The sequence below is a fragment of the Actinomadura coerulea genome (assembly GCF_014208105.1).
GTDB lineage: Bacteria > Actinomycetota > Actinomycetes > Streptosporangiales > Streptosporangiaceae > Spirillospora > Spirillospora coerulea.
Map to the genome: position 1 here is coordinate 5,420,869 of NZ_JACHMQ010000001.1, position 15,286 is coordinate 5,436,154.

General features: G+C 72.7%; 16 protein-coding genes. 6 read left to right on the plus strand and 10 right to left on the minus strand.

From position 1 onward, the window contains the following. Positions 1-2: 2 nt before the first annotated feature. Complete coding sequence (locus BKA00_RS24905) at positions 3-1,001, plus strand: alpha/beta hydrolase (RefSeq protein ID WP_185028749.1); 999 nt, start codon at positions 3-5, stop codon at positions 999-1,001. Here the strand turns inward: BKA00_RS24905 and BKA00_RS24910 are convergent. The 8 genes from BKA00_RS24910 to BKA00_RS24945 form a co-directional block, all read right to left on the minus strand. Next, positions 998-1,153 (minus strand): hypothetical protein, encoded by a 156-nt coding sequence (locus BKA00_RS24910; RefSeq protein WP_185028751.1) that lies wholly within the window; start codon positions 1,151-1,153, stop codon positions 998-1,000. The genes BKA00_RS24905 and BKA00_RS24910 overlap by 4 nt on opposite strands. A 272-nt stretch (positions 1,154-1,425) precedes the next feature. Continuing rightward, on the minus strand, positions 1,426-2,220 hold the full coding sequence (gene proC, locus BKA00_RS24915) for a pyrroline-5-carboxylate reductase (protein ID WP_185028753.1): 795 nt from the start codon (positions 2,218-2,220) through the stop codon (positions 1,426-1,428). Between the two features lie 102 nt (positions 2,221-2,322). Then, positions 2,323-3,243 carry a proline dehydrogenase family protein gene (locus tag BKA00_RS24920; protein ID WP_185028755.1) on the minus strand — a complete coding sequence of 307 codons (921 nt, stop codon included), beginning with the start codon at positions 3,241-3,243 and terminating at the stop codon, positions 2,323-2,325. A gap of 60 nt (positions 3,244-3,303) precedes the next feature. Next, on the minus strand, positions 3,304-4,476 hold the full coding sequence (locus BKA00_RS24925) for an LCP family protein (protein ID WP_185028757.1): 1,173 nt from the start codon (positions 4,474-4,476) through the stop codon (positions 3,304-3,306). A gap of 110 nt (positions 4,477-4,586) precedes the next feature. Further along, a complete protein-coding gene (locus BKA00_RS24930) occupies positions 4,587-5,321 on the minus strand; it encodes an ABC transporter permease (protein ID WP_185028759.1) in 735 nt (244 codons plus the stop codon). Next, a complete protein-coding gene (locus BKA00_RS24935) occupies positions 5,318-6,067 on the minus strand; it encodes an ABC transporter ATP-binding protein (protein ID WP_230299112.1) in 750 nt (249 codons plus the stop codon). The genes BKA00_RS24930 and BKA00_RS24935 overlap by 4 nt, the downstream gene beginning before the upstream one ends. Positions 6,068-6,158: 91 nt before the next feature. Next, positions 6,159-6,761: a TetR/AcrR family transcriptional regulator gene (locus BKA00_RS24940; protein WP_185028762.1), complete on the minus strand. Its 603-nt coding sequence runs from the start codon at positions 6,759-6,761 to the stop codon at positions 6,159-6,161. Next, on the minus strand, positions 6,758-7,645 hold the full coding sequence (locus tag BKA00_RS24945) for a sugar phosphate isomerase/epimerase family protein (RefSeq protein ID WP_185028764.1): 888 nt from the start codon (positions 7,643-7,645) through the stop codon (positions 6,758-6,760). Before BKA00_RS24945 ends, BKA00_RS24940 begins: the two co-directional genes overlap by 4 nt. 119 nt (positions 7,646-7,764) lie before the next feature. Between BKA00_RS24945 and BKA00_RS24950 the strand changes: the two genes are divergently transcribed. The 4 genes from BKA00_RS24950 (at position 7,765) to disA (ending at position 12,263) form a co-directional block, all read left to right on the plus strand. Then, positions 7,765-8,463 carry a methyltransferase domain-containing protein gene (locus BKA00_RS24950; protein WP_230299111.1) on the plus strand — a complete coding sequence of 233 codons (699 nt, stop codon included), beginning with the start codon at positions 7,765-7,767 and terminating at the stop codon, positions 8,461-8,463. 36 nt (positions 8,464-8,499) lie between these two features. Further along, the gene (locus BKA00_RS24955; RefSeq protein WP_185028766.1) at positions 8,500-9,576 is read left to right on the plus strand and encodes an alpha/beta fold hydrolase; all 1,077 of its coding nucleotides are present in this window, start codon (positions 8,500-8,502) and stop codon (positions 9,574-9,576) included. Between the two features lie 60 nt (positions 9,577-9,636). Continuing rightward, the gene (gene radA / locus BKA00_RS24960; protein ID WP_185028767.1) at positions 9,637-11,067 is read left to right on the plus strand and encodes a DNA repair protein RadA; all 1,431 of its coding nucleotides are present in this window, start codon (positions 9,637-9,639) and stop codon (positions 11,065-11,067) included. Between the two features lie 113 nt (positions 11,068-11,180). After that, positions 11,181-12,263, plus strand: coding sequence for a DNA integrity scanning diadenylate cyclase DisA (disA, locus tag BKA00_RS24965; protein WP_185028769.1), 1,083 nt, complete (start codon positions 11,181-11,183; stop codon positions 12,261-12,263). Positions 12,264-12,386: 123 nt separating this feature from the next. Here disA and BKA00_RS24970 read toward each other — a convergent pair whose 3' ends face one another. Continuing rightward, on the minus strand, positions 12,387-13,007 hold the full coding sequence (locus BKA00_RS24970; protein WP_185028771.1) for a hypothetical protein: 621 nt from the start codon (positions 13,005-13,007) through the stop codon (positions 12,387-12,389). Between the two features lie 69 nt (positions 13,008-13,076). Here BKA00_RS24970 and BKA00_RS24975 point away from each other — a divergent pair, with 69 nt between their 5' ends. Further along, entirely contained in the window at positions 13,077-13,955 is an 879-nt protein-coding gene (locus BKA00_RS24975; RefSeq protein WP_185028773.1) for an HhH-GPD family protein, read from the plus strand. 125 nt (positions 13,956-14,080) lie between these two features. Here BKA00_RS24975 and BKA00_RS40575 read toward each other — a convergent pair whose 3' ends face one another. Then, entirely contained in the window at positions 14,081-15,199 is a 1,119-nt protein-coding gene (locus BKA00_RS40575; protein WP_221493282.1) for an NADAR family protein, read from the minus strand. Positions 15,200-15,286 lie beyond the last annotated feature (87 nt).

Sequence of the window (15,286 nt, forward strand, 5' to 3'; positions counted from 1 at the left end):
GCATGGACGACGGCCCCAGCGTTCGCAGCCGAGCGATCAGCAACGCGCTCCGTCTGGGCGTCCGTCCCTTCCTGCACTACCTCCCCGGCCACGCCACGAGCATCCGCACCGCGCGCTCGACGATGGACGCCGCGTCCCTGCTGCTGCGGCACAGCCCCCACGTGCGGGTCGAGTCGCTGAACGACCCGGCGCCGGGGGACGACGGCGGCCTCCCGGTCAGGGGCGAGTGGATCGTTCCGCGCGACGCCGTGGCGGAGAACCCGCCCGGCGCGGTCCTCTACCTGCACGGCGGCGGCTACGTCGTCTGCTCCCCGCGCACCCACCGCCCCATCACCTCGCGGCTCGCGGTCGACACGGGCCTGCCCATCCTCGCGCCCCGGTACCGGCTCGCGCCCGAGCACCCGTTCCCGGCGCCGCTGGAGGACGCCGTCGCCGCCTACCGCTGGCTGCTCGCGCGCGGCGTGCCGGCGTCCGGGATCGTCCTCGCGGGCGACTCGGCGGGCGGGCACCTGTCCGCCGCGCTGACCGGCGAACTGTGCCGCCAGGGCCTGCCGGGCCCCGCCGGGCTCATGCTGTTCTCCCCGTGGGTCGACCTGACCTGCGAGCTGTCGATGGGCGCGCAGAGCCGCGCCCGCGACCCCTACATCAGCGCGTCGTCGGCGCGCCGGGTCGCCCGCCTCGTCGTGGGCCCGACCGGGTTCGAGGACCCTCGGCTGGCGCTGCTCACCTGCGCGTGGAACGACATGCCGCCCGTCCTCATCCAGGTGGGCGGCGCCGAGGTGCTGCGCACCGAGGCCGAGGCGTTCGCCGACGCCCTGCGCCGCGCCGGCGCCCACTGCGACCTGCAGATCTGGAAGGGGCAGATGCACGTCTTCCAGATCCTGAACCGCGTCCTCCCGGAGGCGAGCGCCGCCATGCGGGACGCCGCCCACTTCGTCCGGACCGTCACGGGCGGGACGGGCAAGCACCCCCGGGCGAGGAAGCGCTCCACGGCGGCCTAACCCCGGCGGTCCGGCCGTTTCGCCAGGAGCCCGGCCAGCAGGGCGGCGGCGTGGTCGGCCATGAAGCGCGGCACCCGCGCCTTGAGCAGCGCCCTGTGCAGGGCGGACGCCGGGAGCGGCACCTCGTCAGGGCGTTCCCGCCGTTCTTCCATCCGGCCCCCCAGACTTCCAAGATCAAATCGATGGTAGCCGGGCGGGGCCGGACATGCCCCGGAATCGTGATCTTTTCCTACGCCCCGCACGGGCCCCGTCACGCTCGGTCCCCATCGCGCGGCGCCACTTCGCAGGCGCGTCGATTGGCGCGCCCCCGCTTCTCGCCCTCGGGGACCGCCGTCCGCGGCTCCGGGTCAGAAGCGCCCTACGGGTTCGGGGTCGAGGAGCCCGTCGGCGAAGCCGAACAAACCCGGCGCGCCTGCTCCGGGGGTCAGCCGCTCGCGAGCTCGCGTCCCCGGTTGCGGGCCGCCTCGATGGCCTCCAGGACGGCGGCCCGGACGCCGTGCCGCTCCAGCTCGCGGATCGCCGAGATCGTCGTCCCGCCCGGGGACGTCACGGCCTCGCGCAGCAGCACCGGGTGCTCCCCGGAGTCGCGGAGCATGACGGCGGCGCCCACCGCCGACTGGATGACCATCTCCAGCGCGGCGGCGCGCGGCATGCCGAGCAGGATGCCCGCGTCCACCATCGCCTCGACGAGGTAGTAGAAGTACGCCGGCCCGCTGCCGGACAGGGCCGTGGCGCCGTCCTGCAGCGACTCGGGGATGCGCAGCACCTTGCCGACCGGTGCCAGCAGTTCCTCGGCCAGCTTCAGGTGCTCCTCGCCCGCGTGCGACCCGGGCGAGATGACGCTCATCGCCTCGTCCACGTGGACGGGCGTGTTCGACATGACGCGGACGACGGGCACCCCCTCCGGCAGCCGCGCCTCGACGAACCCGGTCGTGATGCCCGCCGCCATCGAGATCACCAGCCGGCCGGGCGGCACGTGCGGGCCGACCTCGTCCAGCAGGGCCCCCATGTCCTGCGGCTTCACCGCGAGGACCAGCGTCTCGGCGGTCGCGGCGGCCTCCGCGTTCGGCACGATCCCGACGCCGTAGCGCTCCCGCAGCAGCGCGCCCCGCTCCTCCCGGCGCGCGGTGGCGATCAGCTCGGACGGGCGGCGGCCGGCCCGGAGCACTCCGGACAGCAGCGCCTCGCCCATCTTCCCGGCACCCAGAATCGCGATCATCGACATACCTTGACGTGGGGTTTCAAAGGACCCGTCCAGCCTATCGCCGGGCCGGCCGGCGCCGCCCGGCGACCGGCTCCCGGACCGCCCCCGCGACCGCCCTCAGGACCGCCCGACGAGGGAGCGCATGAAGAACCGCAGGTTGGCGGGCCGCTCGGCGAGCCGCCGCATGAAGTACTGGTACCACTCGCGGCCGTAGGCGACGTACACGCGGACCTGCGCGCCCTCCTCGGCGAGGCGCCGCTGCTCCTGCGGGCGGATCCCGTAGAGCATCTGGTACTCGAAGTCGTCGTCGTCGCGCTCGTTCAGCACCGACAGCGCGCCGGCGACTTCGATGAGCCGGGGGTCGTGCGTGGCGAGCATCGGGTAGCCCTTGCCTGCCATCAGCACCTTCATGCACCGCACGTACGACCTGTCGACCTCTTCCCTGTCGGTGAAGGCGACCGCCGCGGGCGCCGCATAGGCGCCCTTGCACAGCCTCACCCGCGAACCCTCGTAGGCCAGTTCCGCGCAGTGTTCCTCTGCACGACGCAGGTACGCCTGGACGACCGCGCCGACGTCCGGGTAGTCCCGCCGCAGTTCGTGGACCACTCCCAGCGTCGAGTCGACGGTCGTGTGCTCCTCCATGTCGAGGGTGACCGTCGTACCGGCCGAGTGGGCGGCGGCGCACACCCGCCGGGCGTTCTCCAGGGCGAGGTCTTCGTCGAAGGTCTGCCCGATGGCCGACAGCTTGAGCGACACCTCGGCTCGCCTGCCGAGCCCCGCGGCGCCCAGCCGCCCCAGCAGCTCGACATAGTGCGCGGCGTTCGCCTCGGCGCGGCCCTCGTCGTGCGTGTCCTCGCCCAGGACGTCCAGGCTGACGAGCAGGCCCTCGCCGGTCAGCCCGCCGGTGACGCGCAGGGCGTCGTCGATCGTCTCACCGGCGACGAAGCGGCGGACCACGTCGCCGGTGAACGGCGCGGTCTCCACCACCCTGCGCGCGCCGCCGCTGCGCGACGCGACCAGCAACGCCTGACGAAGCACTGTGCGAACCCCTCGTCCCCTGGGCCTACCGTCCCAGGTTATGCCGCCGGGGGCGGACGCTCACGACACGGTGCCGAGGCTGTTCCCGGCGCCGTACCGCTGGACGTACTCCTTCATCCGCGCGGTCCTGACCGCCTCGAAGAGGGCCTTCGCCTTCGCCCCGTCCAGGAACACGACGCTCTGCCTCTTGCGCATGCCGGTGCCCTTGTGCGGCAGCGTCATGAACATCACGTCGGACGCGCGGACGCCGCGCATGCTGAGCGCCAGCGACCGCAGGTCGCCCGCCGACACCCCCTCGTCCACGCTGATCGACTTGGTGAGCGCCGACAGGAACCGGTCGAGCTTCAGCGGGTTGGTGAGCGTCCCCCGGTCGGCGGCCTGCTTGGCGAGCGCGCCGAGGAACGCCTGCTGCCGCTTGATCCGGTCGAAGTCGCCGTTCGGCAGGTTGTAGCGCTGCCGGACGAACAGCAGCGCCTCCTCGCCGTTCAGCTTCTGCCGTCCCGCCTCCCAGCGCTTCTTGCGCGCCGGGTCGTACACGCCCTGCTTGATGTTGACGGTGACGCCGCCGAGCGCGTCCGTCATCGACTTGAAGCCCTCGAAGTCGATCGCGCCGTAGTGGTCGATGCGGACGCCGGTCACGCTCTCCATCGTCTCGATCAGCAGCTTGGGCCCGCCGAACGAGAACGCCGCGTTGATCTTCTGCTGCCCGTAGCCGGGGATCTCCACCCACGAGTCGCGCGGGAAGGAGACGATGTAGGCCTTCTTCCGGTCCGCCGGCAGGTGCAGCAGCATGATCGTGTCGGTGCGCTGCTGCCCCGGCTTCCAGACCTGGTTGCCCTCCCCGGTGGTCGCGGCGTCGGCCCGCGAGTCCGAGCCGACGAGCAGCCAGTTCTCCGTCCCCTCGACGTTCGCGCCCGGCCGGTTCGGGGAGTCGTCGGGCATCACGCCCTTGATCCGGTCGATGTTGCCGTTGTAGGACGACTGCCGCTGCCACGCCAGCCCGCCGAGACCGGCCACGACCAGCGCGACGAACACCCCGACCGCGATCAGGACGCGGGGCCACCGCCGCCTGCGCCGCGTCTCGCCGCCGCCGTCCGAGCCGCCCCAGAACGCCGCCTCGGCGTCCGGCTCCGGGGTCCGCGACGCCCCCGGAGCCTCGGGCCCCGCGGGCGCGGGCGCCCCCTCGTCGGGCCTCTGCGGCACCGGAGAGCCGTGAAGATCTGGGGAGGTCATGGCGCGAAGCTACCAGCCGCACCCGGCAGGGATGGCCGACTTCGGCCCACCTGTCCGGTTGCGGCGCAACGGGGCGTCCGTGTGAACCCGGTCCCCCGTTCGCGGGTCGCTCACCCGCTCCGGCGGCGGAGCGTCACCGCGCCCAGCAGCAGCGCGACCACCACGAAGGCGGCGATCACGGAGACGTCCAGGGCCAGGGTGCCGGTGAAGTCGGGACTGGCGCTGATCTCCTGCATGCCCTCGACCGCGTAGGACAGCGGCAGCACGTCCGCGATCGCCCGCAGCCAGGACGCCATCTCCCCGCGCGGGACGATCAGGCCGCAGAGCAGCAGCTGCGGCAGGACGAACGCGGGCATGAACTGGACGGCCTGGAACTCGGTCCGGGCGAAGGCGCTGGCGAACAGCCCGAGGGCCATGCCGAGCAGCGCGTCCAGCAGGGACACCAGGACCAGGGACGCCAGCGAGCCGCTCAGGTCGAGGCCGAGCCACGTCAGCGAGACGGCCAGCACGACCGCGACCTGGACGAGCGCGAGCAGGCCGAAGGCCAGCGCGTAGCCGAGCAGCAGGTCGAGCTTGCCGAGCGGCATGGTCATCAGCCGTTCGAGGGTGCCGCCGGTGCGTTCGCGGAGGGTGGCGACGCTGGCCACGACGAACATGACGGTGAAGGGGAACAGGCCGAGCAGCATGGGCCCGATCCGGTCGAACACCATCGGCTGGTCGAACACGTACCGCAGCAGGATCATCAGCAGCGTCGGCACGCCGATCAGCAGGGCGAGCGTGCGGTGGTCGTGCTTGAGCTGCGCCAGGATGCGCCGCATCGTGGCGAGAGTGGTCGCGGCGCTCATGACGGGCTCCCGGCCCTCTCGTGGATCAGGTGGAGGAACGCCTCTTCCAGGTCGGCGGCGCCGGTGCGCGAGCGCAGGCCGTCCGGCGTGCCGTCGGCGAGGACGTCGCCCTCGCGCATGAGCAGCAGCCGGTCGGTGCGTCCCGCCTCGTCCATGACGTGGCTGGACACGACCAGCGTGGCGCCCTGTTCGGCCAGCTCGCGGAACAGCTCCCACAGCTCCTGCCGCAGCACCGGGTCGAGCCCCACGGTCGGCTCGTCCAGGACGAGCAGCTCGGGGGCGCCGAGCAGCGCCACGGCGAGGTTGACGCGGCTGAGCTGCCCGCCCGACAGCGTCGCCGCCGTCTGGTCGCGGCTGCGGCCGAGGCCGACCTCGTCGATGACGCGGGCGACGTCCGAGCGCGGGGCGCGCAGCACGGACGCGAAGTAGCGCAGGTTCTCGGCGACGGTCAGGTCGGCGTAGACGGCCGGCTTCTGCGTCGCGTACCCGACGCGGCGCCGCAGGCCGGGCGACCCGGCCGGCTCGCCGAGCACGGTCACGGTGCCGCTCCGCACGGTTTGGACGCCGACGAGCGCCCGCATCAGGGTCGTCTTCCCGCAGCCGCTCGGGCCGAGCAGGCCCACGATCGAGCCGCGCGGGACGTCGAAGGCGAGCCCGTGCAGCACCTCCCGGCCGCCGCGGTCGACCCGCAGGTCGCGCACCTCCACCGCGGGCCCGGAGGCGCCCGCGGGACTGGAACTCATCATGTGTTGAATTTAGGGCGGCGCGTGATCCCGGTCAAGGGGCCGAAAGTCCCGTCGGGAAGGGAGCCCCCCGCCCGGAGACGAGGGGGAGGGCTCAGGAGGTGAGGTAGCGCTGGAGGGTCGGGGCCACCAGCTCGACCAGCTCGTCCTCGGAGGCGGAGGCCAGCGGCTCGACGCGCAGCACGTGGCGCAGGACCATCAGGCCGATCATCTGGCCCGCGGCCGCCTGGATGCCGAGCGGCGACGCCTCGGTGGCCTGCGAGGCCCGCCCGAGCAGCGCGGACGTGACGAACTCGCGCAGCAGCGCGGCCGCCCGCTCGTTCGTCATCGCCGAGCGGATCATCGCGAGCAGCGGGGCGCGGCGCTCGTCGTCCTCCCAGACGTGCAGGAAGGTGCGGATCAGACCCTCGCCGAGGCGGTCGGGAGGGAACGACATGATGCGCGGCAGCAGGACCGACGGATCCACCGGGAAGCGCATCGCCTCGACGAACACGCCCTCCTTGTTGCCGAAGAAGTGGTGCACCAGCGCGGGGTCGACCTCCGCGGCGCGGGCGATGGCGCGCAGCGACGCGCCGTCGTAGCCCTTCTCGGCGAACAGGTCCCGCGCCGCGGTCAGGATCTTCTCGCGCGTCTCGGTCGGGCCGGGCCTGCGGCCCGGCCCCCGCCCCCTGGTCCCGCCCCGTCGGGGGTCGCTCACCGGCGCACGCCCCGGCGGGTGATCTCCCCGGCCGAGGTGACCTCCCACGTGTGGGCGGCGGCGGCCAGGTGCAGGCGCGCGAACGCGAGGGCCTCGGCGAGGTCCTCCATCCGCTCGATCCGGCTGGACGCGCGACGCGTGTTGACCTCCAGGACGATGTGCCCCTTGAAGCCGCCCTCGGCGAGGCTCTCCAGCATCGCCCCGCACGGCTGGTTGCCCCGGCCGGGGACGAGGTGCTCGTCCTTGTTCGTGATCCCGACCCCGTCGGCCAGGTGGATGTGGCGCAGGCGGTCGCCCAGGCTCCCCGCCATGTCGATGGCGTCCGACCCCGAGACGGCGGTGTGCGACAGGTCGAGGGTCACGTGCGGGTAGTCCTGGTCGACCGGGTTCCAGTCGGGCAGGTACATGCCCGCCTCGGCGCCGCGCGCCTTGAGCGGGAACATGTTCTCGACCGCGAACAGCACGTCCGTCTCGTCCTGCATGCGGGCGAGGCCCTCGACGAACTCCTTCGCGTAGTCGCGCTGCCAGCGGAACGGCGGGTGCACGACGACGACCTCCGCGCCCAGTTCCTCGGCGACGTCCTTGGAGCGCACCAGCTTGCCCCAAGGGTCGCGCCCCCAGACCCGCTGCGTGAGCAGGAGGCACGGCGCGTGGATCGACTTGATGGGGACCTGGTGGTAGTCCGACAGGCGGCGCAGGACGTTGAGGTCCTGGGACGAGGCGTCCGTCGAGACCATGACCTCGATGCCGTCGTAGCCCAGCAGCGAGGCGATCTCGAAGGCGCTCGGGACCTTCTCCGGGTACACCGACGCAGTGGAGAGCGTGATCGGGGCGTCCGGTACGCGGAGCGCCGGTGTAGGGGCGCCGTTGTGCTGCGGGGCCAAGGCTTCCTCGCCATGAATGATCGCTCGGTGTGTCGTAGAAGAGAGCCTATGCCGCCGCGGCCGTGATGAAACACTCGCCGGGAGTGATCTCGCTTGCTCCGCCGATACCCTCTGTCCCCGTGGCCGAGATCGCGCGGGGCGCCGTGCCCAGCCCCAACATCTGGAACTCCCCCCAGGTCTACGAGCTGGAGAACCGCGCCGTCGACCCCGACGGCGTGCTGGCCGCCGCCATGCGCGCGATCCGTCCCTGGGACGGCGCCGACGTCCTCGACGTCGGCTGCGGCACCGGCTTCCACCTGCCGTTCTTCGCCGCGGACGCGCGCCGGGTGATCGGCGTGGAGCCGCACGCCGGCCTCGCCTCGGCCGCCGCGCGCCGGACGCGGGACCTCCCCAACGTCACCGTGCGCACGGGCACCGCGCAGGCACTGCCGCTCCCGGACGCCTCCGTCGACGTCGCCCACGCGCGGTGGGCGTACTTCTTCGGCCCGGGATGCGAGCCGGGCCTCGCCGAACTGGACCGGGTCGTCCGGCGGGGCGGCGCGATCCTCATCATCGACAACGACGCCACCCGCTCCACGTTCGGCCGCTGGTTCCAGCGCAGCCTGCCGAAATACGACCCCGGCGCCGTCGAGCGGTTCTGGACGCGGCGCGGCTTCCACCGGGAGCCGCTGACGATCCGGTGGGCGTTCCAGAACCGCGAGGACCTGGCCGCCGTCCTGCGGATCGAGTTCCCCGCCGATCTCGCGGACGCCTGCCTGCGCGAACTCCCCGGCCTGGAGGTGGACTATGCCGTGAATTTGTGGTGGCGTTGCCCCTGAGTTACCAGTCGGTTGGGAATTCGGGAGGAACGCACCATGGGTCGCGCCGCCGCCACGAGCCGAGTCACCGCCGGGAGAGCGCTCGGCGGTCTCCTCGCCGCCACCGCCCTCGGCGCGGCCGGCGCCGGCGCCGGGCTGGTCGCCCAGCGCCGCGCCATGCGCCGCCTGCAGCTGCGCCCCGACCCGTTCGCGGGCGAGCCGTTCGGGTCGCTGCGCGGCCGTCCCCTGCCCGTCCGCGCCGACGACGGCACCCGCCTGTACGCCGAGATCGACGGCGAGGACCGCACCGACCTCGCCGTCGTGTTCTGCCACGGCTGGACGCTCACCCAGGACTCCTGGCACTTCCAGCGCAAGGCCCTGCGCGGCCTCGGCCGCCTCGTCTTCTGGGACCACCGCGGCCACGGCCGCTCCGACGGCGGCGCCCGCGACGGCTACGCCGTCCCCCGCCTGGCCCGCGACCTCGGCGCCGTCATCGAGGCGACCGTCCCCGCCGGGACCCCCGTCGTCCTGGTCGGCCACTCCATGGGCGGCATGACCGTCATGCGGTACGCCGACGAGAACCCCGAGCTGGTCGGAGGCAAGATCCTCGCGACCGGGCTGCTGTGCACGTCGTCCGGCGGCCTCGGCGAGATCACGCTCGGCATGCCCGCGCTCATCGCGCGCACCACCCACCGCCTCATGCCCGCCGCCCTCGGCGCGCTCGGCGCCGGCTCGGGCGTCGTCGAGCGCGTCCGCCACCTCGGCCGCGACACCGCCGCCCTCGTCGAGGACCTGGTCGCCTTCGGCCCGGACGCCAGCCCCGCCGCGGTCGCCTTCGCCGAGCAGATGATGACCGACACCCGCATGGACGCCTTCGTCGACTTCTTCCGCTCCATGATCACCACCGATGTGATCAGCGAGTGCGCGTCCCTCGGCGGCGCCGACACCCTGGTCATCGGCGCGGAGAACGACATGCTCACCCCGGTCGAGCACAGCCTGAAGATCGCCTCCTGCGTGCCGTCCGGACGGCTGGAGGTCGTCCCCGGCGCCGGGCACATGGCCATGCTCGAACGCCCGAGCATCGTGTCCGACCACCTCGGCGACCTGATCGAACGGGCCCGCAAGGAGAGCTGACCCCCCGCCGCGTCCCGCGCGGGATGAATACTGTCGGTGCCCGGCCCTACGCTTCCGCGCATGGCGAAGGCGAAGACGGCCAAGGCCGCCTACCGGTGCTCGGAGTGCGGGTGGCAGACCTCCAAGTGGGTCGGACGCTGCGGCGAGTGCCAGACATGGGGAACGGTCACCGAGGCCGCGTCGGCGACCCCTGCCCGGGTCGTGTCGGCCGGGCCGGTCAGCTCCCCGGCCCGCCCGATCGGGCAGGTCGACGTGCGGTCCGCGAAGACGCGCCCCACCGGCCTCGACGAGCTCGACCGCGTCCTCGGCGGCGGCATCGTGCCCGGAGCCGTCCTGCTGCTGGCGGGCGAGCCGGGCATCGGCAAGTCGACGCTGCTGCTGGAGGTCGCCGCCCTGGCCTCGGCACCGTCCGGCGACGCGGCGGGCTCCGAAGGCGGCAACGTCCTGTACGTCACGGGCGAGGAGTCGGCCGAGCAGGTCCGGCTGCGCGCCGACCGCGTCGGCGCGATCACCGACCGGCTGTACCTGGCGGCCGAGACGGAGCTGTCCGCCATCCTCGGCCACATCGAGTCGGTCGATCCCGGGCTGCTCGTCGTCGACTCCATCCAGACGATCGGCACCTCCGAGGCCGACGGCGCGCCCGGCGGCGTCACCCAGGTCCGGGAGGTCGCCGCCAACCTGATCAGGGTCGCCAAGGAGCGCGGCATGACCGTCGTGCTGGTCGGCCACGTCACCAAGGAGGGCTCGATCGCCGGGCCGCGCCTGCTGGAGCACCTGGTCGACGTCGTCCTGTACTTCGAGGGCGACCGGCACTCCCGGCTCCGCATGATCCGCGCGATGAAGAACCGGTACGGCCCCACCGACGAGCTCGGCTGCTTCGACCTGTCCGAGGTCGGCATCGTCGGGCTGCCCGACCCGAGCGGCCTGTTCCTCACCCGCCGCGAGGAGGCCGTCCCCGGAACCTGCGTCACCGTCACCCTCGAAGGGCGCCGCCCCCTCGTCGCCGAGGTGCAGTCCCTCGTCGCCAAGTCGCACCTGCCCGCGCCGCGGCGCGCCACCTCCGGGCTCGACACCTCCCGCGTCGCGATGGTCCTCGCCGTCCTCGCGCAGCGCTGCAAGATCTCCATGCACGAGCAGGACGTGTACGTCTCGACCGTCGGCGGCGTCCGGCTCGCCGAGACCTCCGTCGACCTGGCCCTCGGCCTCGCCGTCGCGGGCTCCACCGTCGAGCAGGCCCTCTCCACCAGCCTCATCGCGCTCGGCGAGGTGGGCCTCGCCGGAGAGGTCCGCATCGTGCCCGGCGTCCAGCGGCGGCTGGCCGAGGCGGCCCGGCTCGGGTTCAAGTACGCCGTCATCCCCCGCGGCTCCCTCGAACTGGCCGACGGGCCCCTCAAACGCGCCGACCCGCAGCTCAGCAGCTACGAGGGCATGAAGGTCATGGAGGTCGACAGCCTCCAGCAGGCGCTGCAGGTCGCGTTTACCGCGCCCTGACAGGCGTCCCGCCAGAGTATTACTTCACACAACGCACGCTTGCGACCTGGGGAGGAACCAGCGCGCGGCCCGCCTCGGTAAACTGGCGCCGTCCAGCGACCTCCGGGGGCCAGGTGCCATCACACGACAAGGGTCATGACGAACGACGCCGCGCCACACTGGCCGCGGTGGCTCCCGGCACCCAGATCCGGGACGGACTGGAGCGCATCCTGCGGGGCCACACCGGCGGCCTGATCGTGCTCGGCTACGACGGGCCCGTCGCGGAGCTGTGCACGGGCGGCTTCGAGCTCGACGTCGAGTTCTCCGCCACGCGGCTGCGCGAGCTCGCCAAGATGGACGGCGCGATCGTCCTCGACGACAGCCACACCCGCATCGTCCGCGCCGCCGTCCACCTCGTACCGGACTCCACCCTCCCCACCGAGGAGTCGGGGACCCGCCACCGCACCGCGGAGCGCGTCGCCCGCCAGACCGGCCTGCCGGTCATCTCGGTGAGCCAGTCGATGCACATCATCGCGCTCTACCTCGACGGCATCCGCTACGTCCTGGAGGACTCGGCGGCCATCCTCTCCAAGGCCAACCAGGCCCTGGCGACGCTCGAACGCTACAAGCTGCGCCTCGACGAGGTGTCCGGCACCCTGTCGGCCCTGGAGATCGAGGACCTCGTCACCGTCCGCGACGTCAGCGCCGTCGTCCAGCGCCTGGAGATGGTGCGCCGCATCGCCGACGAGATCGAGGGCTACGTCGTCGAGCTCGGCACCGACGGCCGCCTGCTGTCCCTCCAGCTCGACGAGCTGGTCTCCGGCGTCGACGTCGACCGGCAGCTGATCGTCCGCGACTACCCGTCCGACGACACCCGCACCCGCGGTGTGGACGCCATCCTGTCGTCCCTGGACACCCTGTCGGCCAACGAGCTGCTCGACCTGTCCACGGTCGCCGAGGTGATGGGCTTCGCCGGCCCCGACGCCCTCGACCTGCCCGTCAGCCCCAAGGGCTTCCGGCTGCTCGCCAAGGTCCCGCGCCTGCCGAGCATGGTCGTCGAACGCCTCGTCGAGCACTTCGGCGGCCTGCAGAAACTCCTCGCCGCCAGCATCGACGACCTCCAGGCCGTCGGCGGCGTAGGCGAGTCCCGCGCCCGCAGCGTCCGCGAGGGCCTCTCCCGCCTCGCCGAATCGTCCATCCTCGAACGCTACGTCTGACCCCGACCCCAGCAACCGGATCCCACCCCACCCGCACGCCCCGACCAGGCGGCAGGGCTACCGCCGGCATGCGCAGGGCCGGCCCGCGGCCTCCTCGAACCGGGCTCCGGATGCAGCGCGTGGTCAGCGGAGGGCGAAGATCTCCTTCTTGGCCCTCGCGCCTTTCAGGGTGGCGACGTAGGTGCCGGGGCGGGCGCGGACGGTGCCCTTGCAGTCGCGTCGGCGGTCCCAGACGACGTCGTCGACGTAGGGGATGCCGCGGCGGAGCGTCGCCTTGGGCGCGGCGCCCTTGCGGCACTTGGCCGACGACCAGACGCGGTCCGCGCCGGAGGTGATGCGGACCTCCAGCGACCCGGTGTCGAACGCGCAGGAGCCCTCACCCGTGCTGACGACCGTGACCCGGAACTCCGGCCGCTCGGCCCCCGCGTAGACGTTCCTCGCGGCGGACATGTTGACGACCAGGTCATCGCGGTCGCAGGGGCCGCCGTCGGCCTGCTCCGGCGCGGGCGTGGTCGTCGTGGTGACGGTGACCGTCGGCATCGCGCTCGGCGGCGGGGCGCTCGTCCGCTCGGCCGCGCCCACGTCGCGGCCCGGCTCGTCCTCCCCGGCGCCCCCGGTGCCTCCCTGGCACGTCCAGGCCAGCAGGCCGACGGCCCCGAGGACGCCTGCCAGGGTCCACACGCGGCGCCGCCAGTATCGATCGAGCCCAGAACCGTCCTGGTCGCGCTCAGTGTTCGCCCCCATGCGGGCAGTATGCATTCACCGAACCGCTAAGAGCGGGCGACCCGCCGCGTGCCACAATGGCGGCGCGCCATGAACACCGAATCCGCCTTCACCGCACCGATCCTCGACTGGTACGACGCGAACGCACGGGACCTTCCGTGGCGAGCGCCGGACGCGACCCCCTGGGGCGTCCTCGTCAGCGAGATCATGCTCCAGCAGACACCGGTCTCCCGCGTCCTGCCCGTCTGGGACGCCTGGACGACCCGGTGGCCGACGCCCGCCGCGCTCGCCGCCGAACCGTCCGGCGAGGCCGTCCGCGCGTGGGGCCGGCTCGGCTACCCGCGCCGCGCGCTGCGCCTCCACGAGGCCGCCCGCACGATCACCGAGAGGCACGGCGGCGACGTCCCCTCCTCGCACGCCGACCTGCTGGCGCTCCCCGGCATCGGCGCCTACACCGCCGCCGCCGTCGCCAGCTTCGCGTTCCGGCAGCGGCACGCCGTCCTCGACACCAACGTCCGCCGCGTCCTGGCCCGGCTGCTCTCCGGCGTCGAGTACCCGCCGAAGACGCAGACCAAGGCCGAGGTCAAGCTCGCGGAGAGCCTCCTCCCGCTCGACCCGCCGACCGCCGCCCGCTGGGCCGTCGCCGTCATGGAACTGGGCGCCCTGGTCTGCACGGCCCGCTCGCCGCGCTGCGTCGACTGCCCCGTCATCGACAGGTGCGCGTGGCATCTGACCGGCCGTCCCGCCTACGACGGACCGCCGCGAAGGGGCCAGACGTACGCCGGTACCGACCGGCAATGCCGGGGCCGCCTCCTGGCCGTCCTACGGGACGCCGTGGAACCGGTCGAGAAACCAGCCCTGGACGTCGTCTGGTCGGACGCGACCCAACGCGAACGCGCCCTTGACACCCTCATCGCAGACGGGCTGGTCGACCCTCTGGAGGACGGCCGCTACGCCCTTCCGGGCTGAACTCCCGAGGCCTGCGCCGCCGGGCACACTTTCGCCTGCCCGGCCGTCGCCGCCACCGCCGTGTTGGGCGCGCCATACTTCCACTCGAACTCGGCGGCAGCCCCGCCGTCCGGGCTTTCCTAGCTTTAGGAAAATGGGAGGCCTGACCTCTGTGCGCGTATTTCCGAGCGGACGAGTTCCAGCAGCCGTCCCACCCAGTTGCGGCCTTTGTCTCCACGCGTGATCCAGTGGTCGGATTCCAATCCGCCATACCCGATGGGGGCGTCCCCCGTGCCGAGAAGGATCTCCGCCAACTCGGGATTCTGCGCGTACTTCGCGCGCAGGAGCCCGGCCATCACCGCCGTCCTGACGTGCGGCCACCCCTGGACGCGGGACGCCTCTTCCGCGATCTTCCGGGCGTCGAAGGGACGGTCGGCCGCGCGAATCCGCTCCCGGACCTCGGGATCCTCGACGGACAGGGCCCAGTAGGCGTGCGTGACCGACGGGTAGAGGACGCCGCCGACCTCGATCGGGGCCGGGCAGTCGTTCTGCAGGGCGTCGACCCCCGGATTCTCCGGCCACCCTCGCGGAAACACGCGCCCGCCGAGGTGAATCGTTCCGCCGGGGGGCTCCTGAGGGTCGTCCCCCCACCTCTTCGATTCGTATTCGGCGCGAGCGCGACCCTGCTCCGCGAAATAGTCCAGAGCCCATTCCCGCATGGCCTCGGTGACGACGTCGTCATCGAACCAGCCGCCGATCGGGAGCTCACCGACATCGGTGCACAAGAAGACCAGCGGGCGGTCCTTGTTGTCCATGTCACCGAGCGAGTAATGGCGCTTGTGGGCGGGAATCTCCAGGTAGGCCTCGCGCATCGCCAAGCGGTCGGCCTCGTCCCGCGACTCCAGGTACCGGTCCAGCAAGGCCAGGCAGCGGTCGGTGGAATCCGGCCGGTCGTTCAGCCGCTCGATGTCGTCGGCCACCTCTCCCAGCAGCATCTCGGCGGTGAGGCTGAACACCGGCTTGGAGGCCCTCCACCAGCCGAGCTCGAACGCGCTGATCTCACCGCCGTCGGGTACCTCCATCACCACCCATCCGCATTCGAGCTTCTCCCGGAGGCCTTCCAGATCGACCCATTCCCAGCAGTTGATGGCGCCGTCGGCGAACACCAGGAGGTTCGTGAGGTGGTAGGAGCCGTTGTGGATGAAGACGGGCCGTGCGATGCCATCGATGCGCCGCCCGTCCTCCATCCGGTGAATCCGTAGCACCAGGGAAACTCCTCAATCCTCGCCCAGGGAAGCGCGGCGCGGCCGCCCTGCGGGCGGTCGCCTCCGCGGATGGCCCGGCACCGCCCC

Bases quoted from the DNA above. Each gene is read 5' to 3' on its own strand.
- BKA00_RS24905 (WP_185028749.1), top strand. From the start codon at position 3: ATGGACGACGGCCCCAGCGTTCGCAGCCGAGCGATCAGCAACGCGCTC.
- BKA00_RS24910 (WP_185028751.1), bottom strand. From the start codon at position 1,153: ATGGAAGAACGGCGGGAACGCCCTGACGAGGTGCCGCTCCCGGCGTCC.
- proC (WP_185028753.1), bottom strand. From the start codon at position 2,220: ATGATCGCGATTCTGGGTGCCGGGAAGATGGGCGAGGCGCTGCTGTCC.
- BKA00_RS24925 (WP_185028757.1), bottom strand. From the start codon at position 4,476: ATGACCTCCCCAGATCTTCACGGCTCTCCGGTGCCGCAGAGGCCCGAC.
- BKA00_RS24930 (WP_185028759.1), bottom strand. From the start codon at position 5,321: ATGAGCGCCGCGACCACTCTCGCCACGATGCGGCGCATCCTGGCGCAG.
- BKA00_RS24935 (WP_230299112.1), bottom strand. From the start codon at position 6,067: ATGATGAGTTCCAGTCCCGCGGGCGCCTCCGGGCCCGCGGTGGAGGTG.
- BKA00_RS24955 (WP_185028766.1), top strand. From the start codon at position 8,500: ATGGGTCGCGCCGCCGCCACGAGCCGAGTCACCGCCGGGAGAGCGCTC.
- radA (WP_185028767.1), top strand. From the start codon at position 9,637: ATGGCGAAGGCGAAGACGGCCAAGGCCGCCTACCGGTGCTCGGAGTGC.
- BKA00_RS24970 (WP_185028771.1), bottom strand. From the start codon at position 13,007: ATGGGGGCGAACACTGAGCGCGACCAGGACGGTTCTGGGCTCGATCGA.
- BKA00_RS24975 (WP_185028773.1), top strand. From the start codon at position 13,077: ATGAACACCGAATCCGCCTTCACCGCACCGATCCTCGACTGGTACGAC.